Here is a 22,303-nt window from a genome sequence, read left to right as displayed (position 1 = left end):
CGGTGGTTCTATGGGTTCCCTGGTTGGTGAGAAGAACGGAAGATCGATCGACTATTGCATTGAACACCGCATCCCCTTCATGATGATCTCCAAATCAGGAGGTGCCCGGATGATGGAAGCAGCCTTTTCATTGATGCAAATGGCGAAAACTTCAGCCAAGCTGGCGCTGCTTAGCAAAGCGAAGATCCCGTACATTTCATTGCTTACCGACCCTACAACCGGTGGCGTTACCGCTTCATACGCAATGCTGGGTGATATCAACATCGCCGAGCCTGAAGCACTGATCGGATTTGCCGGCCCCCGCGTCATCAAAGAAACCATCAAGAAAGACCTTCCAAAAGGGTTCCAGACTTCCGAGTTTGTACTCGAACATGGGTTCCTTGATTTCATCGTTGACCGCAGAGAAATGAAGGAGAGAATCTCCAGCTTCATCAGCCTGATGAACAACTAGAATACAGCAGCATTCATAAGCCTGCAACAAAAATAAACCCCGCCTGCAAAAGATGCAGACGGGGTTTATTTTTTTACACACGTTTAAAGGTCTCCTCCCGGCCCGGTTCCCGGCTCGTGCCCTACTATGGGACTCGACTGGCGGGATTCCACACGAGATGAAAATCCTGTATTGGGCGAATTAAGATGCTGAGGCGCATTTGTCGCCGTGGTCGGCTCATCATCATCGTCCAGCACAATATCCTCATCGTCGTCGTCATCATCGAGGATAATATCATCGTCATCGGCAAAATCTTCATCGCCGGTCAGATCATCATCCGCGATCAGATCATCGTCGTCATCGTCATCAAGATCCGGATCACCGGCAATAATATCATCGTCGTCGTCTATCTCGTCAGCGTCCAGATCGAAATCGCTGTCTTCGTCGTCGTCAAGAGGCATTATATCGTCGTCGTCTTCAGGTCCAGAATAGGTCTCTGCTATTCGCTCTCTTTCCTGATACTTTTCTTCAAATAGTTCCATAGATAAATCAGTTTAAAGGTTTAACACTCTTACTAACAATCGCATACAGGTACATTGTTTGGAGAAAAAGGAAATATTACAAAAGCATTGCGCCTTTATACCCCCAGAGCAGCCTTCAATTTCGAAACCGCAAAGTCGATCTCCTCACGTGTCGTGAGCTTGCTGAAAGAAAAGCGGATGGCCGGTCTTTCCTGATTTGCACCGATGGCTTCAAGCACGTGCGAACCGATATTCGTTCCTGAACTGCAGGCACTTCCTCCCGACACCGAGATCCCGGCTATATCCAGATTAAACAACAACATATCAGCCATTTCCATCTCCGGAAAAGAAGCATTCAAAACGGTATAAAGACTCCTAGACGGATCTGTTTCACCGTTGAAGGTCACTCCCGGAATGGTCTCCAGCTGCTCCTTCATATAAGATTTGATGCCCTGAATATGTGCATGGTGGGCATCCATCTCCCTATATGCAATTTCCAGCGCCTTAGCGAGTCCCGCGATACCGTAGATATTCTCCGTACCGCCCCGCATATTCCGCTCCTGTGAACCTCCGCTGATCATCGGTGCAACTTTTACCGCATGATTGATATAAAGGAAGCCCACTCCTTTTGGTCCGTGCAGCTTGTGCGCCGCACATACCAGAAAATGAACCTTCAGCTTCTGCACGTCATGTGGGTAATGACCCATAGACTGTACCGTGTCGCAATGAAAGAGTGCGCCATGTCGCTCACATATCTCCCCTACAGCTTCAATATCCGTCAGCGTACCTAGTTCATTGTTTGCATGCATAAGCGAAACAAAGCTCTTCTCCTGTGAGATAAGCTCCTCCAAGTGGTTCAGATCTACATTACCCTTCTCATCGATATTCACATAGCTCAGCTTGATCTGTCCGCTTCGCTCCAGATCTTCCAGCGTATGCAGTACAGCATGATGCTCTGTCCTGGCAGTCACCGCATGCCTGATCCCGTAACTGGCAATGCCCGACCGGATGGCCGTATTGTCCGCTTCCGTCCCGCCGGAAGTAAAAAAAATCTCGGAAGGCGCCGCATTCAGCAAGCCGGCCACAGTTTTCCTGGCCCGCTCCACCAGCGCCCTCGCCTCTCTGCCGTGACCGTGAATGGATGACGGGTTTCCGAAACAACTTTCCATTACCGATGTCATCTCCTTCAACACCTCCGCATCAAGCGGAGTAGTCGCAGCATTGTCTAAGTACACTCGCATTTATCGTATTAATTAAGACCCTAACAGGGCATTCATATCCGCAATCAACCTGCTCGCCAGGGCATTTGCACTTTCTTCTGATGAAGACTCTGAATAGATCCGGATGATCGGCTCTGTATTCGACCGTCTCAGATGTACCCACTCACTGCCAAATTCAATCTTCAATCCATCGATCGTTGAATGTGGATGATCAATATATTTATCCTGAACCTTTTTAAGCAAACCATCTATATCCATTTCCGCCGTCAACGTCATCTTGTTTTTCGAGATGAAGTAGCTCGGATAGGACGCACGCAACTCCGACACCTTCTGTCCGGATTCCGCCAGATGCGTCAGGAACAAAGCGATTCCAACCAGCGCGTCACGGCCGTAGTGCAGCTCAGGGAAGATCACCCCGCCATTCCCTTCACCACCTATAACCGCCCCGGTTTCCTTCATCTTCGTCACCACGTTCACCTCTCCCACTGCGGCTGCCTGGTAGATATGTCCTGCCCGCTCGGTCACGTCACGCAGCGCCCTTGTTGATGAGAGATTCGAAACCGTATTACCTCCCTGCTTCTTCAGCACAAAGTCGGCTACAGCAACCAGCGTGTATTCCTCGCCAAAGGCGGCACCATCTTCACAGATGAAACACAAACGGTCCACATCCGGATCCACGGCAATACCCAGATCAGCACGCTTCGCCACTACCTCCTGCGACAGTGCCACCAGGTTCTCGGGCAGCGGCTCAGGATTATGCGGAAAATGTCCGTCAGGCTTACAATACAGCTCATGGATCGTTTCAACACCGAGCGCCCTGAGCAGGACAGGCACAAAGATGCCACCTGTAGAGTTCACACAGTCGATCGCCACCTTAAACTGAGCCTTTCTGATCAGTTCCACATTCACCATTGGCAAGGCCAGGATCATGTCGATATGCTTTTGCAGGTAAGTATCGTTCATCGTGATGGTACCCAGCTCGTCCACACCGGCAAAATCCAGATCGTCCATGGTCTCAGCAAGCTCAAGAACTTCCTTGCCCTCCTGATCATTGATAAACTCGCCCGAAGCATTCAGCAGCTTTAGCGCGTTCCATTGCTTGGGGTTGTGACTTGCCGTGATGATGATGCCACCTCCTGCTCCTTCTGCAGGTACAGCTACCTCCACGGTCGGCGTCGTGGAAAGACCGAGGTCTATCACATCCATCCCGATGCTCTGCAATGTACCGGCAATCAGGTTGCGAACCATCTCACCCGAGATGCGGGCATCCCGGCCGATCACGATTTTGTTCTTTCCTGTTTTCTGTGCTATCCACTTGCCGTAGGCAGCGGTAAACTTAAGTATATCTACAGGGGTAAGCGCATCGCCTGACTTGCCGCCGATCGTACCTCTGATTCCTGAAATTGATTTTATTAGCGTCACGATAAGTTTTTTTATGTGCGCCAAAAATAAGAATAAAACAGTTAATTCGACTTACATATCCCCGGCCCCGGAAGATGCTTAAGCCCTTTTAGCATCGGTAATTAGCGAGAGCTAAAAAATATGTAAGTTTGCAAATTGTAAATTCTACGATATGCCCGATAAATGGTATCAAAGCTGGTTTAACTCTCCTTATTATCACGTTCTTTACAGTCAGCACAACGATTCTGAGGCCGAGTTCTTTATCGACAACCTTTGCTCCCGATTCACACCCCATCCTGATGCACGGATCCTCGACATCGCATGCGGCAGAGGCAGGCATTCCATTTACCTCAACAAAAAAGGTTACGATGTGACAGGTATTGACCTTTCGCATTCCAACGTGATTTACGCCAAGCGCTTCGAAAACGAAAAGCTGCACTTTTACGAGCACGACATGCGCCACCTCTTGTATATCAACTACTTTGATGTGGCACTTAACCTTTTTACAAGCTTTGGTTACTTCGAATCGGAGGCCGACCATATCAAAGCCCTCGAAGCTTTCCGTAAGTCGCTGCATCCTGATGGCCTGCTTGTCCTCGACTATTTCAACAGCAGCAAGATATTAAGCCACCTGACTTCTAAGGCAACGAAGAAAATCGATGGCATTACCTTCCATATTACCAAGCGTGTGGAAAATGGTAAGATCATCAAAACCATTAACTTTGAAGACAAAGGGCACGCACACGAATACAAAGAAGAAGTTGTTGCTTTTTCGCTCGCCGACTTCCAAAGGCTTTTTAAACAAAGCGGCTTTGAGGTGGTGCATCACTACGGCGACTACTCTCTGTCAGAATACGAAGAAACTACATCAGACCGATTAATATTTATTTGCAAAAAAGCAGATGTTTGACCAGCTAATCCAACTTGATCACCAGGCATTTCTGGGTATCAACCAAGGGCTTGCCAATCCCTTCTTTGATTGGATCATGCCCCTGCTCCGGAACAGATTTTTCTGGATACCGCTATACTTCTTTCTAATCGTCTTCTTGGCGCGTCACTACAAGAAATTCGGATGGATCTGCGTCATCTTCCTGCTCATCACCTTCGCCATCAGCGATTTTGTAAGTGCATCCATGATCAAGCCGATCTTCGAAAGGCTCAGGCCCTGCAACGAAATAGGCTTCAGGGAAGATATCCGCTCGCTGGTGCACTGCGGAGGGGGCTTCAGTTTTCCATCCTCCCATGCTACCAATCACTTCGCTATCGGCGTCTTCCTGATCGTTGTCTTTGCACACCGCTGGAAGCCGATAATTCCGCTAGCTCTGGGATGGGCATTTAGCATTTCTTTCGCTCAGGTGTACGTAGGTGTCCACTTCCCGATAGATGTCACTGTAGGGGCTCTTTTAGGATCTCTGGTGGGCTATGTCGTGGGCTCTACCTTCCTCACTCTTTACATGAAACAAATATGGAATACTGGAAGCTGATAGTACTTTTCTCCAGCTGCTTCGTTGGCGGGATGAGTATCTTCTTTTTTCAAAAAGAAAATACTCAAAGAATAAAGCTGCTGTTATCCTTCAGTGGCGCCTATCTATTTGCCATCACCGTTCTGCACCTGATTCCCGAGGTTTACGAGGCTCATGATCATAATATCGGGCTCTTCATTCTTGGAGGCTTCCTGTTTCAGATTATTCTGGAGCAATTCTCAGACGGTATCGAACACGGTCACGTGCACAGTGCCACGCATGGCCATCATCATTTCCCATACGGGATTATGGTCAGCCTCTGCCTGCACGCCTTCCTGGAAGGAATGCCGCTTACACAAGGCCATCAGAACGAATTGCTGTTCGGTATTGCCCTGCACCATATCCCTGCCGCTTTTGCCCTTGCCAGCGTACTTATGCAAAACAAGGTAAGCAAGAACATGATCGTCACGATGATCGTGCTGTTTTCACTCATGTCTCCTCTGGGATACCTGCTTAGCAACGGGATCAGTAATGGTTCAATTGGCGATATCGACGCCTATTTTGACAGGATCATGGCCGTGGTAATCGGAATATTCCTCCATATATCCACCACCATCCTCTTCGAATCAAGTGTCGACCATCATTTCAATAAGCGCAAACTCATCGCCGTACTGAGTGGTACGGCAATTGCCCTGGCAGGATTCTTCCTGCACTAGGGCTATGCAGAGCTTAGCCCCGCAGCTTATCCAGCAAGATATTCAGCTGCCTGCACTCTTCTTCCGAGAGATTGTTGCTCAGGATATCTACTGGTGTGACCACCGGATCGAGGTATGACAGCACATCCAGACCCTTCTGTGTGATCAGGATATCTACGGCCCGTCTGTCGTGTGAGTTGACTGTGCGCGTCACCAGCTTCTTCTGAACCAGTCGCTCAACAATCCGTGAGGCATCCGACATTTTATCGAGCATCCGCTCCTTGATCAGGTTAATGGTCGAAGCCTTCGGGTACTGACCGCGCAGTATCCTCAAGAGGTTATATTGTTGCAATGTAACCTGTTCAGTACTCAGGCGCTCCTTTACCAGCCCGGTAACCCAGCTGTAAGAATAGATCATATTAACAACCAATTTGTGATAGTCGTTCTTAAATCTTACCTGATGGATTTCCTTCTCTAATTCCATTTTTCTTCAATTAACGGTTAATCTTCTTTTCGTTTTCTGATTGTCCGTAATTCCATGGGCAGTGTAAACACTTGTTTTTGCAGCAGTATCCTCTCTTCTGATGATATTCAGCCGTGAAAACCATGAACCCTTCTTCATTAAAATAATAGTCCTTCTGTTCTTCCAACATCAGGATAGTAGTTTAACCGGCATCACTCCCGAAAAATGCTTTCTCAGGTGCTCGCCGTCCCCATGAAGGGTCCATACTTCCGAAGGCTTTACAGCCTCTATATATTTCAGGATGTCGCTCCAGTCCGCATGATCTGATATATAAATCGAAAGATCATTCTGAGCCTGCAGTCGCTTCCAGCCGGAAGCAAAAGCCCTCAATACGCCCTTTGCTCTGAAATAACAGTCAAATGTAAGAGGAGGAACAATATAAACAAACCCTTTGTCGGGGTATTTCATCAATTTCCGGTTATATGGGGCATAATTGCCCGGATTGAACCCGAAATCTTCATATAATTTGGTAATGCCGACCATCGAGTGGTGCAGCAGAACGGAACGCTGCGGACAGTATCGCGTGATCAGATTTACCAATCGCTGGCTCTTCCCGAGTGAGTATGATCCCAGCAACACGTTGTGATTAGAGGCATTCAGCTTGCTGATCTCTTCTGCCGGATCGGGATGCAGCACATCCGGATTAGCAAACGTGGTTTCAGTAATGAGTACGTCTGCTTGTACCACATCGATGGGCTCACAGGTTGGGTCCTCCTGCATCTTAATATCACCTGTATACAGGTATCGCGTGCCCTCATACTCCATCAGGATCTGCGCCGACCCGAGGATATGCCCTGCGGCAATCATCGTGATCTTCACCCCGCCGATCGAGAAAGGCTGGTGAAAACCGAAGGTGCGGAACTGCTTCGCCGCATTCTTCCTGAGCCGGAGCTCCATAATGGCTGCTGTAGCAGGCGTACAGTAAACCAGCTCATTCCCCGGACAGGCATGATCGCCATGGGCATGTGTTATCACCGCCGTCTTCACGGGCAGCTTCGGGTCCAGGTAAAAATCGCCGGCCCGGCAATATAATCCCGACTCTTTGAAAGCCAGGAAATCAGGTAATATCATGAGTTGTTAATGCTAAATCAGTAAATCGGTCATGCAAGGCAAGAACCTGCGGGATGACCAGATGCATCTCATCATTCATAATGACGAAGCTTGCCAGCTTTTCTTTCATTTCGTCGCTCATCTGCTTATCGATGCGTTTCATCACATCCTCTCTGCTGATGCCATCGCGCGACATGACGCGGGCAATTCGCAGCTCGGGAGGCGACTTCACCAGGATTGTATATGCACAGTCTTTTGCCGATCCGCTCTCAAACAAGATGGCTGCTTCCTTCAACACATAAGGCCCCTTCTGCTGCAGTGCCCACCTGTCGAAATCACGGAAGACCGCGGGATGAACCAGGCCGTTCAGAACATCAAGCAAGCCGGCATTATTGAAAACTATGGAGCCTAAAAGAGCCCTGTTGAGCGTTTGTCCCGCATATACCTCTTCACCAAAGGCTTTTGTGACGCCGGCAATGAGCTCTTCGTCTGTCTGCATCAGCATCTTCGCACGCACATCGGCATAGTACACAGGCACGCCTAAAAGCTCAAATAAACGGCATACGGTTGTTTTCCCGCTGCCGATCCCTCCGGTTATACCAATCTTCAGCATTTGATTATTTAATAAAGAAATCGACGACCTGGGGGTCCACCTTCACCATCTTCGTGAACTGGGGGATACGCTTTACCTTAGCAGGCAGTTGCGAATAGCCGGCTTCCCTCTTGTCGCTCAAATCGATCGAGACCGCAAATGAATCTGCCTTAATAGCCGGATACCTGCTTAGAGGCGTCAGCACCGTAACCCGGATCCGTTCAGGTAAGACCTGCACCTCCCTGCCTTTTGCATTCAGCACTTTTACCGGGACCTCCACAATCTTCTCCGTAAACATTTCCACCGGGATCTCCACCTTGACTGACAAGGGAAAAACATCAATATTGTTCGCTTTCGACTCCATGAAGCCCACCTTTGCCGTTACCGGCGCACTTACCTCATTCCGGGTGAGCATATTCGTGGGCCAGGCACTAATGCCCTTCAGGTCTTCTGTAGCTCCGTTTACGATCACATGATTAGGCGTCATCCTGATAGGTCCCGAAATACCATAGTTCTTCTCAAATGTCAGATTATGCATCAGCCGGATGGGGATTTTCTTCACCGAGCGTTTCGAAAAGTCGAAGAATAAGGTGTCTGGGAGGATGGATATGACCCGCTGACTGGAATTGAACTGCTTGTTGATATCAGCCAACTGACTGGAGCAAACGATAAAGCTGCGCGTGCTGAGGGAGCGGAGGCTCACATTAATTGCAGTGGGCTGCAAACGAAGCCGCGAAAAGAGTAACTGCCAGCCGGAGCCTTCAATGCGCAAAGATACGCTGTCGTCTTGTAGCGGATGGTATGCCCGGTTTTCAGGCGGATCGATATAGTTGATTTTGGAATCAACCATGTACACATAATTACCCGATAACGCGATCATCATCCAGGTGGCAAACGCAACGATTAAACAGCTGATAAAAACAGTTAAACGGCGTCTTTCCGTGCGATTCAGTGTTATCAAGGGCATAATCGATAAAGATATAACAAACTTCCCTTAATAAGCAGAATGCCGTCTTAAAAGACGGCATTCCAAAATTTCTAAGCCTTAACTGCGTTGAGTGCTTTTGAAGCGTCAAGCGAGATGGCCGACTTGTCGAAGCGGATCTTCGCGCCGCTTTCTACCTCTATAAGGAAAGACGTTTCGTTCATGTCAATGATTCTGCCGTGGATACCTGCAGAAGTGATCACCTTATCCCCTTTTTTCAGCTCTTCGATAAACTTCTTCTGGTCTTTCGCTTTCTTCATCTGCGGACGGATCATGAAAAAGTAAAATACGATGATGATTAACACCATTGGCAGGAAGCTCATGAACTGAGACGCACCCGCAGCTTGCAATAAGATTGATACTGTCATTTTAAAATTTATTTAGTTAATGATTGAACTTCACCTTTCATGAAAAGTTCAGTGGATGGTGTTGCCGCGTTAGACGTGATAATCACCTGTTTATTTTGAAGACCTACTTTACCAGAGCTGTCAAAAACAACCTTGATCATCGCACTCGCACCCGGAGCAATAGGCTCATGCGGATACTCAGGTACCGTACAGCCACAGCTTGCAGAAGCATTAGAGATGATAAGCGGACTGGTACCTGTATTGGTGAATTTGAAGTCGTGAGACACTTTATCTCCATCGGTGATCTTTCCGAAATCGTATTCTGTTTCTTCGAAAACGATCGTGGCGTTGCCTGCAGAATCAGCAGCCACCGAATCCTGAGTATTTCCTTCAGATGTTTTGTTGCTGTTGCATGCAGATAAACTGATTGCAAGTCCGGCAACGGCGATGATAAAAAGCTTTTTCATATAATTTATTCAATTAAACCCCGGCCTGTTTTGCGGATTTTACCCGCAGCCTTGAGGTCAGCTAAAATTTTGTCTAAAATACCATTTATAAACAAATTACTTTTAGGCGTACTGAACTCTTTTGCAATTTCAATGTACTCATTCATTGTAACTTTTACCGGGATACCCTGGAAGTGAATCAGCTCGGCAATAGCCATCTTCATCAGCAGAATATCGATAATAGCGATACGGTCAGCCTCCCAATTCTTCGTCTTATCAGAAATAAAACGCTGAAACTCCTCGTCAAATGCGATCACCCTGGAGAACAGGTCGATAATAAAATCCCTGTCTTCAGACCATGAAGAGCTGATGAGTGCCAGTTTATTCTCCGTAGGAACCTCGCTCTGGAAATTGCTGAACGTTTTGGCCAGCATCGCTTCCAGTACTTCTTTGTCCACAGGCCAGTTGATGAACTTTTCTTCAAAAGTCTGTTCAATCCCCGGGGTTACACGGATAATCTTTTTGTAAATGAATTTGATGATATCTTTCTCGGCACGAAGTGAAGTGTCTTCACTCTCGAGATAGTTCTGGTAGGTCTCAGATTCTTTCAGGATGTTAAAAATCTGTTTGGTTACCTCCAGATCGAGGCTTGAGGCCAGCGAATATTTCTTGGCATTGGCCTGATATGCCGGGTTTTCACGCAGCAACTGAATAAATTTGTTGGTATTCAGTCGGGTATTGGCATTCAGATCGGCTTCCGACGGACGGTGCTTGTTAGCACGCTCATTCGCGTCGATCAGTACGTAGTCGGCAACATCAACGAGTAAACCAAGCAGGTAGATATACATTTCATACACCTCATCTACGCTTTCTAATAATTTTTTCTCGAAAACCTTTGCTACTTTGTCTTCTGAGCATTGGTATGCATATAATACCTGTAATACTTTAACTCTAAGCTGCCTTCTGTTTAACATGTTATAAGAACGATTTGTAATAAAATATACCCGCCTTGCCAGTTCACGTTCGCCTAAGCGAAGCGCACACTAGTAAGACCCTTTAATTCTTTTAATATCTGCAATACGCGTTTCGGCGATAATGTCTGCCGCGCGGTTTGCCGGGATATGATCCTGAACTGATTTCTGAAGCACACTTCTGGTTGCCGAATAAATATTCTCTGCCAGCTGCATGGTCCGCTTACGGCTGTAGCCGGATAGTTCAGAGTAGCAGTTGATCATTCCACCTGCGTTGATCAGATAATCAGGAGCGTAAAGTATCCCTTTCTCCAACAGCATTTTTCCGTGCAGATCCTCATCAGCCAGCTGGTTATTTGCCGAACCCGCAACAATGGCACACTTCATTTTCGGTATAGTCTCCGAGTTGATAGTTCCACCCATAGCACAAGGTGCATAAACGTCAAATTCCAGATCAAGCAGATTATTGTTGGATACGGCCTGCGCACCGTATTTAGCGGCTACCCGCATAAGACGATCTTCATTGATATCGCTCACATATACCTTGGCATTCTCTTCACGAAGTAAATGCACCAGGTTCTCGCCTACCTGCCCGATACCCTGAACAGCGATAGAACGTCCAACCAGGCTATCGTTTCCGAAATGTTCTTTGATACAGGCCTTGATGCCCATTAGTACACCCTTAGCCGCAATTGGCGAAGGATCTCCGCTTCCACCCAGAGTTTCCGGCACGCCGGTTACATATTGGGTTTCCATACGGATGTATTCCATATCACGGGTGTTGGTACCCAAATCTTCTGCGGTAATGAATGAGCCGTTCAGGTTTTTGATAAAACGACCGAAACGACGCATTAAAGCCTCTGTTTTATCTTTTGAACTGTCACCGATGATGACTGCATTTCCACCACCCAGATTCAGTCCGCTGATGGCCGCTTTGTAAGTCATCGTCCTGGATAACCTCAGCACATCGCTCAATGCGTCTGCCTCTGTGCTGTAAGTCCACATTCTGGTACCTCCCAATGCAGGGCCCAGTGTGGTATCATGGATAGCAATGATCGCCTTTAACCCCGTATCTTCATCACTGCAGAACACGACGTTCTGATGCGAACATTTACTTAGTTGATTAAAAACAGAACCTTCTTCAAACGACTTTAAAGACATATTTTATGGACAGAATGAGGGCTCAAAAGTAGTAATTTTTTCGCGAAAAGCACCGTTTCGGATCGCTTCTTTGCATATTTCTCTGCCTGGGCTATCTGATGAGTACCGGCATATCAGCATTCAGCCGGCCGATCATGCCGTTCTTTGCTCTGCCCCGGCTGTTGCCCATGTTAGCAAACAGAGCAGAACATGAGGGCAACAGATCTCCGGTAATTATGTACTTTTGCTTTCGGGATATGAAACATCTGGCCTATCTAAACAAGTTCTTCTATAAATACCGCTGGAGATTACTTCCGGGGATCTTGTTCGTCATCATTTCGAACATTTTCGGTGTATTGCCTGCGAGGGTGATCCAGATCGCTTTTGACCTGGTGAGCGAGAACATCGGCGTGTACAGGCTGTTCTACGGATTTAACCGCCAGCAGATCATTTACGAAGTATTCAGCTCAAGCCTTCTGTTCTTCGGTGCCCTGGTGCTGGTGCTTGCCCTGCTCCGCGGCCTGTTCCTGTTCTTCATGAGGCAAACCATCATTCTGATGTCCCGCCATATCGAATATGATCTGAAGAACGAGATATACGCCCATTATCAGGAACTCTCCATGAGCTTCTACAGAAGAAACGATACCGGCGATTTGATGAACAGGGCGACGGAAGATGTCAGCCGCGTCCGTATGTATGTAGGACCGGCCATCATGTACAGTCTCAACACCATCGTCCTTTTTGCGCTGATTATCGGATTTATGGTGAACGTGAGTGTCAAGCTTGCCTTCTTCAGCCTGCTGCCGCTGCCGCTCATGGCGGTGATCATCTACTATGTACACTCCATGATCAATGACCGGAGCGAGCAGATTCAGAAACAGCTTTCGCGACTGTCAGGCTTTGCTCAGGAAAATTTCTCTGGGATACGGGTAATCAAATCATACGGACGGGAAGACGATATCCGCGAAAAATTTGCTCAAGAGAGCGAACACTATAAGAAGACCTCGCTCGATCTGGTGCAGGTACAAGCCATATTCTACCCCGTATTGTTGCTCCTGATAGGCATCAGCACTATCGTAACCGTATATATTGGTGGTCTGGAGGTGATGGACGGCAAAATCTCTGCGGGTAATATTGCCGAGTTCGTGGTGTATGTAAACCAGCTGATGTTTCCGGTCATGTCACTGGGCTGGGTAACTTCCCTCATTCAGCGTGCTGCCGCCTCTCAAAAACGAATTAACGAATTCCTGCAAACGCAGCCTGACATACAATCAAAGACCTCCTCCCCGATGGAAATCAGGGGGCGAATTGAATTCCGCAACGTCACGTTCGTGTATCCGGATACGGGTATCAAAGCGCTGGACAATGTTTCGTTCACGATTGAACCGGGACAGTTTGTGGCTATTGCCGGCAGAACCGGTTCGGGGAAGTCGACCATAGCCAACCTCATCATGCGAATGTATGACCCTACCGAGGGCAGCATCCTGATTGACGGCGTGCCTCTGACTGAGGTTGACCTTCGTCAATACAGAAGCCAAACGGGCTTTGTACCGCAGGAAGTATTCCTGTTTTCAGATACGATAGCGAACAATATCGCTTTCGGTGAAGCATCAACGGAAATGCCAAAGGTACATCAGGCAGCGAAAGACGCGGCGGTGTACTCCAACATCATGAAGTTTGAACATAACTTCGAAACCATGGTGGGCGAAAGAGGCGTGACCTTGTCGGGCGGACAAAAGCAGCGTGTCTCAATTGCACGTGCACTGATCAAATCTCCGCAGATTCTGGTAATGGACGACTGCCTTTCTGCTATCGACACCAAGACTGAAGAGGAAATCCTGAAAAATCTGGGAAGCAATTTACAGGGTAAGACGAGTATCTTAATTTCTCATCGCGTATCGACCATTAAGAATGCAGATAAAATCCTGGTATTTGACGCGGGACAGATCGTAGAGCAGGGAAATCACACAGAGCTGCTGAAGAAAGGCGGACCGTACCAATATCTCTACGAAAAACAGCTTTTAGAAGACCAGGTACAGGGAGATAAGTGACTTTGTGTGAAATAAATTGTATTTTGATCTTTAAATATTTATACGTTATATTTACCGCAACCAAACTTTAACTATAACATGGGAGATTTTGAAAACAAAGAGAGAGAAGAGGTTTTTTCGAAGAAAGTAAGAGCCGGGAAACGTACCTATTTTTTTGATGTAAAGTCAACACGTTCAAATGACTACTACATCACGGTTACGGAGAGCAAAAAACGTCTGGAGGACGGGGTTTTTGTTAAACACAAGATCTTTCTGTACAAAGAAGATTTTGAGAAGTTTGCTGAAGGTCTGAAAGACACGGTTGACTACATCAAAGCTCACCAGGATGTTATAGAAAAGAAATATGAGTTCAGCGAACAACCTGCTGAAGTCGTTAAGGCTGAAGATGATTTTACTTTTTAACGACCTCAATAGTCGTTAAAATCATTTCATAAAAGATTTAAAAGAGAAACCATACCGCATGCGGTATGGTTTCTCTTTTTTACAGACCACCCTGATTGATATTTTATATCTTTGCCCTTATTTTTCAACAATGAAGGCTACACCCGGTAATCATTTCCTTGGACTTACTGATCCTGCTTTAACCGCTTACGATACCAGTAAGGTGGTGGTTCAACAATTGCCTTACGAATATACCTCATCTTACGTGGCCGGATCTGCAAAGGGTCCTGCTGCTATTGTTGCTGCATCAGAGTTCGTAGAGTGCTATGATGAGGAAATCGACACCGAAATTGTTGAGAAGCTGGGAATCCATACGGAAGAGCCCCTGAACTTTGAAGGCATTGTCAACGAAGAGGCTGTAGGGCTGATCGAAGAGTCGACAAGCAGGCTTTTGAAAGATAACAAGTTTGTGGTTTCTCTGGGTGCCGAACATACGGTAACTTATGGGATCGTAAAGGCGTTTGTTAAAAAGTACCGGAACTTAAGTATTCTGCAGATCGATGCACACTCAGATCTGCGTCAGAGCTATCAGGATAACCCCCTATCGCATGCCTGCGTCATGGCGCGCATCCATGATATGGGTTTAACGATCTGCCAGGCAGGGATCCGCGCGCAGGCAAAGGAAGAAGCCGAGCTGATCAAGTCGTCTGAAAACATCCATACCTTTTACGCGCATCAGATCAGAACCAATCCCCTGTGGATGGATGAGATTATCGGCCCGCTGAACAATGATGTGTATATCACCATCGATGCGGATGGCTTCGACCCATCTATTATGCCGGCTGTCGGTACTGCCGAGCCAAATGGTTTGTTCTGGACTGAAACCCTGCATCTGTTGCGTCAGGTTTGCCGGGAACGGAATGTAGTAGGCTTTGACATTGTAGAATGTGCGCCTGTTGAAGGAAGTATCCTTTCAGAATATACGCTGGCCAAGCTGGCTTATAAGCTGCTGGGCTACCGCTTTCATACCCCTTAAAATTGAGATTATAGTTTTAAAATTCAACTTACACATATAAATGGCTTTACAATGCGGAATCGTTGGTTTACCCAACGTTGGAAAATCAACCCTTTTTAATTGTTTATCGAATGCTAAAGCACAGGCAGCCAACTTCCCTTTCTGTACGATAGAACCTAACGTAGGTGTTATCACGGTTCCGGATGAGCGCCTGACGAAACTGGCCGAGCTGGTTAACCCTAACCGGGTGGTTCCGAATACGATCGAGATCGTGGATATTGCGGGACTGGTTAAGGGTGCAAGTAAGGGTGAAGGACTTGGGAATCAGTTCCTGGGAAATATTCGTGCGACTAATGCGATCATCCACGTACTTCGTTGTTTTGATGATGGTAACGTGATACACGTGGACGGCTCTGTTGACCCGATCCGTGACAAAGAGATTATCGATACTGAGCTTCAGCTGAAAGATCTTGATGCCGTGAGCAAAAAGATCCAGAAGGTGGAAAAGATGGCGAAGACCGGCGGTGATAAGGATGCCAAGAAGGCTTATGAGGTTTGCAATATCGTAAAGGCACACCTTGAATCAGGCAAGTCTGTGCGTACCGCGCCGATTGCTGAAGAAGACAGGGTGTTTATTGAAGACCTGTTCCTGCTGACCGAAAAGCCTGTAGTGTACGTTTGTAATGTGGATGAGAACTCTGTTACAAACGGAAATGCGTATGTAGATCGCGTTAAGGAAGCAGTGAAGGAAGAGAATGCACAGGTGCTGATCATCTCTGCAAAGATCGAATCAGAAATTGCGGAACTGGAAAGCTATGAAGAAAGACAGGAATTTCTGAATGACCTGGGCTTACAGGAGTCGGGTGTCAGCCAGCTGATCCGTGCGGCTTACCGCCTGCTGAACCTGGGTACCTATTTTACAGCGGGTGTACAGGAAGTACGTGCGTGGACTATTACACTGGGCTTTACAGCTCCTCAGGCTGCCGGGGTGATTCACAGTGACTTTGAAAAAGGTTTTATCCGTGCAGAAGTGATCAAGTACGAAGACTTCATCAAGTATGGCTCTGAAGCAGCTTGTAAAGAGGCTGGTAAACTGAGCGTGGAAGGAAAGACGTATGTTGTTGCAGACGGCGACATCATGCACTTCCGTTTCAACGTGTAAGTTCCCTTTTCTCCGATATACAGAAAAGGCTTTAAGTTGCAGAAACTTAAAGCCTTTTCTTTTTTGTGCACTACCGGGAAATTATTCCCTTATTTTAAAGGCGCACTGCTGTAAATATGATATTCGCCTGGTTGCAGATCGAGCGTAAGCGAGCCTCCTGAGACTGTCGTCGTCGTTCCGCTGAAGTGATCATACCAGGTTCCGCCTTGTGGGAACGCCACACTGGCCTGTTTGGCTGTCACTTCGAAGTTACCCACAACAACCACGTTCATAGACGCGCTTTTCAAGGTGATCGTCTTGATGCCACCTGTGAGGTTATACTGAAAGTCTGTAGACGCAAATACAGCATTGTTCTTCTTCAGGCTGATAAGACGTGCATATACGTTGTAGAGGGCTTTCCGGCGTGAATCGCTGTTGTACTGCCATAGGATGGGCTTCTCCCCTGTCCGTCCGTTTTCCTCGATCGATTTATCGTAGCCGAGCTCTCCGAACTGCCAGATCATCTTGGGACCCGGGATGGTAAAGAAGAAGGCCGCAGCAAGCTCCTGTCTCTTCAGGGCTGTAGGGAGATCTTTTACACTATAGTTACCTGAAACAGCACCGTATTGCAGGTTCTTGAACATCAGGCGCTCCTCATCATGACTTTCCATGTAGGTGATGAGGTTATAAGGCTTCGTAAAGCCGTGCTTATCGTAAAAGGCACGCGACAGGTCAGAGTTGTTCACATAACCCATCGTTCCTTCATTATAGGAGTGGTTCAGGTTATTCCAGAACATCATGCCTTCGTCGCTGAGTTCTTTCTCCTCCTGGTCGGCTGCAAAGTGCTCCAGAATGACGTAGAATTCGGGATCGATGGATCTGATATAGGAGTTATAATCCTTCCAGATCTGCACGCGGCTCGCGTCATAGGCACTCCAGGCGTTTACCGCCACATCAGAGGTTCCGGAGTTCTTCTGGGTGAAGCCTTTCGACAGATCGAAGCGGAAGCCATCTACTTTATACTCCTCCATCCAGAACTTCAGGACGTTTTTAACAAAGCGTTTGGTATCGGGGCTCTCATGGTTGAAATCATATCCCACATTGTAGGGGTGAGTAGGATCGGCATTGAACCAGGGGCTGTTGGTGGCAGGCTTACCCGCACCCTGATTGAAGTATAGCTGCACCATGGGCGACTGACCAAAAGCATGGTTGAGCACCATATCCAGGATCACGGCTATTCCGCGTGAATGACACTCATCAATAAGCTGCTGCAGGGCTGCCTTGGTGCCGTAATATTTATCTGCCGCAAAGAAGAAAGAGGGATTATATCCCCAGCTGGAGTTGCCTTCGAATTCCTTCACCGGCATGAGCTCGATGGCATTCACGCCAAGCCTGCTGAGGTAATTCAGCGTATCTGTTAAGGTGCTGTAGTTATGGGTGCCCACAAAATCACGGAGGTGCAACTCATAGATCACCAGATCTTTGGTGTCGGGCCGCCGGAAGGTATTGTTCTTCCAGCTGTATTTCGGGCTTTGTGCATGAATGACGCTGACGTTACCAGTGGTCTTTCCCTGGGGATATGCTTTCAAATTGGGGTATACCGAGGAAGGTATGTAGGTATCATTTGAGGGATCGAGGATCTTCTCGCTATACGGATCGGCCACTTTAAGCGTTCCATCTACCCAGTACTGGTAGGCATACTCCTTTGCTGGATCGAGGTTATCAACCTGAACCCACCAGCTTTTCCCGTCGGGTGTCTTCTTCATATACTGCGCAGCCTCAGGCTTCCAGTCGTTAAAATCGCCTGCCACATAGGCAAACTGCTTACCAGGCGCATACAGATGGAAGATGGCCGAACGCCCGTTGTTGATGAAGGTGACGCCTTCTTTGGCTCCTGAAGGTAGCTCAGCAACCTCAACATTGCCGTTTACGGTGAAGCTGAAGGATGACTCGGCTGTAGCACCCGCACTCGTAGCCACCACTTTGACAACCTGTGTACCGGTGCCCTGCACCTTTGTACTGGCACTTATAGCGCTTGTATTGGAGGCAGTGGCAATCTCTGTACCATTCAGATACAAAGTAAGGTTAGAGGCACGGGAGGCACGGGCAGAGATTTTCAATTCCTCTCCGCTTGTTTTCACCTGAACTGCTGCCGTAGGTACGTAGGTGGGCGAAAACTCGGGATTAACGAAGCGGACGTCGATTGCTCCTGCCTGCGTGATGGGCAGGTAGATATCACTATTATCCGTATTACGCGCTACTTTGCTGCCATCGGCATTTCTGAAGAGCAACGCAATTTTCAGGATCTTTTCTGCTGCCGGCACCTGAAAAAAGGACCGCGGACTGAGGCTGATCTTAAACAGATTATTGCCGAGGGGCGTCATCACAACCGCCGGATCAGGCGTATTGAAAGAGCTGCTTTTTACATACTTCCAGTCTGAGCTCCCGGTGCTTTTATCGGTGATAACACCGGCATGCATATAGATATTTCCGGATACATCTTTCAGACCGCCGTTGCCCTTGGTGGCATCGAAGGTGATGGTAAGCGCGTCTTCGCTGTTGGGAAAATCGGGGGACCAGGTAATGAGTCCCCCGGATGCTTCTATAACCGGTATTTCAGGATCGTCGATGTCCTTTTTCTTGCAGGCCGACAGAATAAACAGCGGCACCAGCATGTAGAGTATAAAATTTTTCATAGGTATGGTTAGTTATGTATCATTGAAGGATCAACCGCGGTCCTGCTCACCCTGGTCCTGCACATACAAGACAGAAAGAGCTGCAAGGAACATCAGCACGCCGGCCATAACCAGCGCATAAATGGCCTGACCACCGAAGAGTTGCTTTAAGATCATTCCTCCGAAGAATCCATTCACAATTTGTGGAAAAGTGATGAAGAAGTTAAAAATCCCCATGTACACACCCATCTTTCTTGCTGGTATGGAGCTCGACAGGATTGCGTACGGCATCGCCAGGATACTACCCCAGGCCAGACCGATACCGATCATGGAAAAGATGAGGAGCTGCGGATCTTCAATATAATAAATGGACAGCAGTCCCGCCCCTCCTGCACATAAGGAGAAAGCGTGTGCGATCTTACGACTGGTCATCCGTGCTATCGCAGGAAGACACAGCGCGTAAATAGCCGACACGCCATTATAGATCCCGAAGAGGATACCTACCCAATTGGCTGCGTCTGCATACTGCGTAGAAGACGTGTCGCCGGGCAATACCTTGTAAACATGCTGTGCGATAGCAGGCGTGGAAAACACCCACATAGAGAAAAGGGCGAACCAGGAGAAGAACTGCACGAGTCCGAGCTGTTTCATGGTTTTAGGCATGTTGGAGAAATCTGTGAAGATGTTCAGAATGCCTTTCTGTTCTTCCGCTGCCGGTTCCTGTGACTGGAAGCGGGCGTGCTCCTCCGGAGAGTATTCCTTTGTGGTAAAAACGGTCCACAACAGCGTAGCAAGCAAGGTGGCTGCACCTACGTAGAAAGAATAGATCACATTGTCGGGTACATGACCCTCGCTGGCAACCTTAGACACACCCAGGTATTCTGAAAATATATAGGGGAGCCAGGAGCCGATAACGGCACCTGCACCGATAAGAAAAGTCTGAACAGAGAAGCCAACGCTGTGCTGACTGCTGGGAAGATTATCTGCGACGAGGGCTCTGAAAGGCTCCATGGCCACGTTGAAAGACGCATCCATGATCATCAGGATTCCCGCTCCAACCATGATCGGAGGAAGCAGATAGGCAAGCATTGCCGCATTGGGCATAAAGATCAATGCCAGCGCCGCCAGGATCGCCCCCGTAAGAAAGTAGGGCCGCCTTCTGCCCAAACGGGTCCAGGTACGGTCACTATAATGCCCGATAATGGGCTGTATGATCATCCCGGTGATAGGTGCTGCCAGCCAGAAGAGTGACAGATGTTCAACATCTGCACCAAAAGTCTGCAGGATACGCGAGGCGTTTCCGTTCTGAAGAGCAAATCCGAACTGGATTCCGAAGAAGCCGAAGCTCATGTTCCAAATTTGCCAGAAAGACAGCTTTGGCTTTTCAATAACAGTACTCATAATTTGGTTTTGGTTGTTTAAAACTTGTATACAAGGGCATCAGACCGTCCCAGATTTACGGGGATTCCGCCGGATGCCGGATCTGCACTGAAGCTCTCCCCATTCAGAAGATCCTGTATGTTAATCTGTCCTTTCTTCACTCCCGCAAGAAGATCTTTTGGAAGCTTGATGTTGGTTTTCAAGGTTTTTGACCTGTCGAAGTTTGCCACTACGAGTACGCGCTCCTTTTCGGTATAGCGTACGAAGGCATACATGCGATTGTTAAATTCCGGTTGACCGTTCAGCTCTTTGAAAGCTCCGCTGACAATAGATTCGGTGTCTTTTGATATACGCAGCAGATCCGAATAGAATTTACGCAGCTGGCGTTGCTCTGTGCTTAGCTGAGCACCATCAAACGCACCGTTGTTCATCCATTTCTGATGTTCAGGTACTCCCCAATAGTCGAAGATCGTGGTGCGGTTGTCGTCTCCCCCGAAGCCTTCTACCCCTTTTCCCGGTTCAGCTACTTCCTGACCGAAGTAGACCATGACAGGCCCACCCGACAGCGTTGCTGATACGACCATGCCGGGTTTTGCATAAGCAGGGTTTCCGGCGAAGCCTTTAGACGCTATGCGCTCTTCGTCATGGTTTTCCAGGAAGCGCAGCATATGGCTGGAGAAATTTTTGCTTTCCACCTGGACCACATGGCTGATGTCTTTCACATCTGCTGTGGGCTCGTTCCTGATCAGACGCTTAATGCCGTCGTACAGACCCACTTTATCATACAGGTAATCGAACTTGCCTTCGCGGATATATTTCTCATATTGCTTGGGATTGTAGATCTCGGCGATAAAGCGGATCTCTGGATTGATCTCCTTGATTTGCGGAATGACCCAGGCCCAGAACTCAACGGGAACCATTTCTGCCATATCACAACGGAAACCGTCGACGTTCTTCTTTGCCCAGAAACTCAGGATGTCTTTCATTTTATTCCAAACGGGTGGAATGGGATCAAAATGCGTTTTTTCCTTGTTCTGGTAGTCGACACCATAGTTCAGCTTGATCGTTTCAGACCAGTCATTCAGGCTGGGACTTGCCGAAAATACATTGTTTCCGGTAGCCTTGGCAGGGTTCTCATCAAACTTCATGTCTTTACGCGGACTTTTGAAGTCTTTTCCCCCGGCGTCCGTGCCCGCAGGCACAACAAAGGGCTTTCCGGGTATGTAGTAGAAATCGTTCATGGGAGAAAATGCCTTTGTTACATCGTCTTTCTCTCCGAAATCTTCTACTCCTGCAGGTTTGGCATCTGAAGCATAGGTACGAGCCACATGGTTGGGAACAAAATCGATAATGACCTTGAGGCCGTGCCGGTGTGTTCTTCCAACGAGTGATTCAAATTCGCTCATCCGATTCTTGACGTCTACGGCCAGATCAGGGTTTACATCGTAGTAGTCCTTGATCGCGTAGGGGGAACCTGCCCTTCCTTTTACAATATCCGGATCGTCTACCTTAATACCCTCGGCCGAGTAGTCGGTCATTGTAGCATGCTCAATCACTCCAGTGTACCACACGTGTGTGATACTCATCTTCCTGAGCTCTTCTAAAGCCCTGTCGTTGATGTCGCTGAACTTCCCAACACCATTCTCATCTCTGGAACCATAGAACTTGTTGGTCGTGTTCTTGTTTCCAAACAGGCGCACCATGATCTGATAAATATTGATCTTGTTGGATGAGCTGTCGGTCGCGTTCAGCGAGTCAGTTGTTGTTTGTGCGGACTTCTTGCTGCGGTTTCCACAAGATATCCAGGCAACGGCTGCGATCAGGGCAATTAAAAAGCGAATTTTCATCTATACTTTGATTGAGTGCTGCTATAAAT

The 22,303-nt window shown here is 47.9% G+C and carries 23 protein-coding genes; 8 read left to right on the top strand and 15 right to left on the bottom strand.

Annotated features, from left to right (window positions below; all coding sequences use genetic code 11):
• Positions 1 to 451: acetyl-CoA carboxylase carboxyltransferase subunit beta (locus ACO1NU_RS02870; protein ID WP_448816947.1), on the top strand; the 451-nt coding region annotated here is incomplete at its 5' end.
• An 83-nt stretch (positions 452 to 534) separates the two neighbouring features.
• Here ACO1NU_RS02870 and ACO1NU_RS02865 read toward each other — a convergent pair.
• The 3 genes from ACO1NU_RS02865 to glmM form a co-directional block, all read right to left on the bottom strand.
• Positions 535 to 972 (bottom strand): hypothetical protein, encoded by a 438-nt coding sequence (locus ACO1NU_RS02865; RefSeq protein WP_448816946.1) that lies wholly within the window; start codon positions 970 to 972, stop codon positions 535 to 537.
• A 95-nt stretch (positions 973 to 1,067) separates the two neighbouring features.
• Positions 1,068 to 2,192 carry a cysteine desulfurase family protein gene (locus ACO1NU_RS02860; protein ID WP_448816945.1) on the bottom strand — a complete coding sequence of 375 codons (1,125 nt, stop codon included), beginning with the start codon at positions 2,190 to 2,192 and terminating at the stop codon, positions 1,068 to 1,070.
• Positions 2,193 to 2,204: 12 nt separating this feature from the next.
• On the bottom strand, positions 2,205 to 3,593 hold the full coding sequence (gene glmM / locus ACO1NU_RS02855; protein ID WP_448816944.1) for a phosphoglucosamine mutase: 1,389 nt from the start codon (positions 3,591 to 3,593) through the stop codon (positions 2,205 to 2,207).
• 151 nt (positions 3,594 to 3,744) lie between these two features.
• On the opposite strand from glmM, the gene ACO1NU_RS02850 reads away from it, so the two are divergent.
• The 3 genes from ACO1NU_RS02850 to ACO1NU_RS02840 are packed head-to-tail and all read left to right on the top strand — an operon-like array spanning position 3,745 to position 5,751.
• Positions 3,745 to 4,482 carry a class I SAM-dependent methyltransferase gene (locus tag ACO1NU_RS02850; protein ID WP_448816943.1) on the top strand — a complete coding sequence of 246 codons (738 nt, stop codon included), beginning with the start codon at positions 3,745 to 3,747 and terminating at the stop codon, positions 4,480 to 4,482.
• Entirely contained in the window at positions 4,475 to 5,056 is a 582-nt protein-coding gene (locus tag ACO1NU_RS02845; protein WP_448816942.1) for a phosphatase PAP2 family protein, read from the top strand. Before ACO1NU_RS02850 ends, ACO1NU_RS02845 begins: the two co-directional genes overlap by 8 nt.
• Positions 5,038 to 5,751 (top strand): ZIP family metal transporter, encoded by a 714-nt coding sequence (locus ACO1NU_RS02840; RefSeq protein ID WP_448816941.1) that lies wholly within the window; start codon positions 5,038 to 5,040, stop codon positions 5,749 to 5,751. Before ACO1NU_RS02845 ends, ACO1NU_RS02840 begins: the two co-directional genes overlap by 19 nt.
• 13 nt (positions 5,752 to 5,764) lie before the next feature.
• Here the strand turns inward: ACO1NU_RS02840 and ACO1NU_RS02835 are convergent, their stop codons facing one another.
• The 9 genes from ACO1NU_RS02835 to ACO1NU_RS02795 form a co-directional block, all read right to left on the bottom strand.
• Positions 5,765 to 6,214, bottom strand: a complete 450-nt coding sequence (locus tag ACO1NU_RS02835) for a MarR family winged helix-turn-helix transcriptional regulator (protein WP_448816940.1) — start codon at positions 6,212 to 6,214, stop codon at positions 5,765 to 5,767.
• Positions 6,215 to 6,224: 10 nt separating this feature from the next.
• A complete protein-coding gene (locus ACO1NU_RS02830) occupies positions 6,225 to 6,383 on the bottom strand; it encodes a DUF5522 domain-containing protein (RefSeq protein ID WP_448816939.1) in 159 nt (52 codons plus the stop codon).
• Entirely contained in the window at positions 6,383 to 7,324 is a 942-nt protein-coding gene (locus ACO1NU_RS02825) for an MBL fold metallo-hydrolase (protein ID WP_448816938.1), read from the bottom strand. The genes ACO1NU_RS02830 and ACO1NU_RS02825 overlap by 1 nt, the downstream gene beginning before the upstream one ends.
• Entirely contained in the window at positions 7,311 to 7,916 is a 606-nt protein-coding gene (gene coaE / locus ACO1NU_RS02820; protein WP_448816937.1) for a dephospho-CoA kinase, read from the bottom strand. Before coaE ends, ACO1NU_RS02825 begins: the two co-directional genes overlap by 14 nt.
• Before the next feature lie 4 nt (positions 7,917 to 7,920).
• Positions 7,921 to 8,862 carry a hypothetical protein gene (locus tag ACO1NU_RS02815; protein WP_448816936.1) on the bottom strand — a complete coding sequence of 314 codons (942 nt, stop codon included), beginning with the start codon at positions 8,860 to 8,862 and terminating at the stop codon, positions 7,921 to 7,923.
• A gap of 71 nt (positions 8,863 to 8,933) precedes the next feature.
• Complete coding sequence (gene yajC / locus ACO1NU_RS02810) at positions 8,934 to 9,248, bottom strand: preprotein translocase subunit YajC (RefSeq protein ID WP_448816935.1); 315 nt, start codon at positions 9,246 to 9,248, stop codon at positions 8,934 to 8,936.
• Between the two features lie 8 nt (positions 9,249 to 9,256).
• The gene (locus tag ACO1NU_RS02805) at positions 9,257 to 9,694 is read right to left on the bottom strand and encodes a DUF1573 domain-containing protein (protein ID WP_448816934.1); all 438 of its coding nucleotides are present in this window, start codon (positions 9,692 to 9,694) and stop codon (positions 9,257 to 9,259) included.
• Positions 9,695 to 9,699: 5 nt separating this feature from the next.
• Entirely contained in the window at positions 9,700 to 10,647 is a 948-nt protein-coding gene (nusB, locus tag ACO1NU_RS02800; protein ID WP_448816933.1) for a transcription antitermination factor NusB, read from the bottom strand.
• 69 nt (positions 10,648 to 10,716) lie between these two features.
• The gene (locus ACO1NU_RS02795) at positions 10,717 to 11,805 is read right to left on the bottom strand and encodes a Glu/Leu/Phe/Val family dehydrogenase (protein ID WP_448816932.1); all 1,089 of its coding nucleotides are present in this window, start codon (positions 11,803 to 11,805) and stop codon (positions 10,717 to 10,719) included.
• Positions 11,806 to 12,041: 236 nt separating this feature from the next.
• Here ACO1NU_RS02795 and ACO1NU_RS02790 point away from each other — a divergent pair, with 236 nt between their 5' ends.
• From ACO1NU_RS02790 to ychF, 4 genes are all read left to right on the top strand, one after another.
• Complete coding sequence (locus ACO1NU_RS02790) at positions 12,042 to 13,835, top strand: ABC transporter ATP-binding protein (protein WP_448816949.1); 1,794 nt, start codon at positions 12,042 to 12,044, stop codon at positions 13,833 to 13,835.
• Between the two features lie 78 nt (positions 13,836 to 13,913).
• A complete protein-coding gene (locus ACO1NU_RS02785; RefSeq protein WP_448816931.1) occupies positions 13,914 to 14,237 on the top strand; it encodes a DUF3276 family protein in 324 nt (107 codons plus the stop codon).
• Positions 14,238 to 14,367: 130 nt separating this feature from the next.
• The gene (gene speB, locus ACO1NU_RS02780) at positions 14,368 to 15,252 is read left to right on the top strand and encodes an agmatinase (RefSeq protein ID WP_448816930.1); all 885 of its coding nucleotides are present in this window, start codon (positions 14,368 to 14,370) and stop codon (positions 15,250 to 15,252) included.
• 40 nt (positions 15,253 to 15,292) lie between these two features.
• A complete protein-coding gene (gene ychF / locus ACO1NU_RS02775; protein WP_448816929.1) occupies positions 15,293 to 16,393 on the top strand; it encodes a redox-regulated ATPase YchF in 1,101 nt (366 codons plus the stop codon).
• Positions 16,394 to 16,482: 89 nt separating this feature from the next.
• Here ychF and ACO1NU_RS02770 read toward each other — a convergent pair whose 3' ends face one another.
• The 3 genes from ACO1NU_RS02770 to ACO1NU_RS02760 are packed head-to-tail and all read right to left on the bottom strand — an operon-like array spanning position 16,483 to position 22,274.
• The gene (locus ACO1NU_RS02770; protein ID WP_448816928.1) at positions 16,483 to 19,068 is read right to left on the bottom strand and encodes a DUF4961 domain-containing protein; all 2,586 of its coding nucleotides are present in this window, start codon (positions 19,066 to 19,068) and stop codon (positions 16,483 to 16,485) included.
• A 30-nt stretch (positions 19,069 to 19,098) separates the two neighbouring features.
• A complete protein-coding gene (locus ACO1NU_RS02765; protein ID WP_448816927.1) occupies positions 19,099 to 20,448 on the bottom strand; it encodes an MFS transporter in 1,350 nt (449 codons plus the stop codon).
• Between the two features lie 17 nt (positions 20,449 to 20,465).
• Positions 20,466 to 22,274 (bottom strand): alpha-amylase family glycosyl hydrolase, encoded by a 1,809-nt coding sequence (locus tag ACO1NU_RS02760; protein ID WP_448816926.1) that lies wholly within the window; start codon positions 22,272 to 22,274, stop codon positions 20,466 to 20,468.
• Between the last annotated feature and the right edge of the window lie 29 nt (positions 22,275 to 22,303).

It is taken from the genome of Arcticibacter sp., from assembly GCF_053551015.1.
The sequence above is the reverse complement of the archived record's forward strand: the minus strand, read 5'-3'. Positions and strand labels throughout refer to the sequence as shown.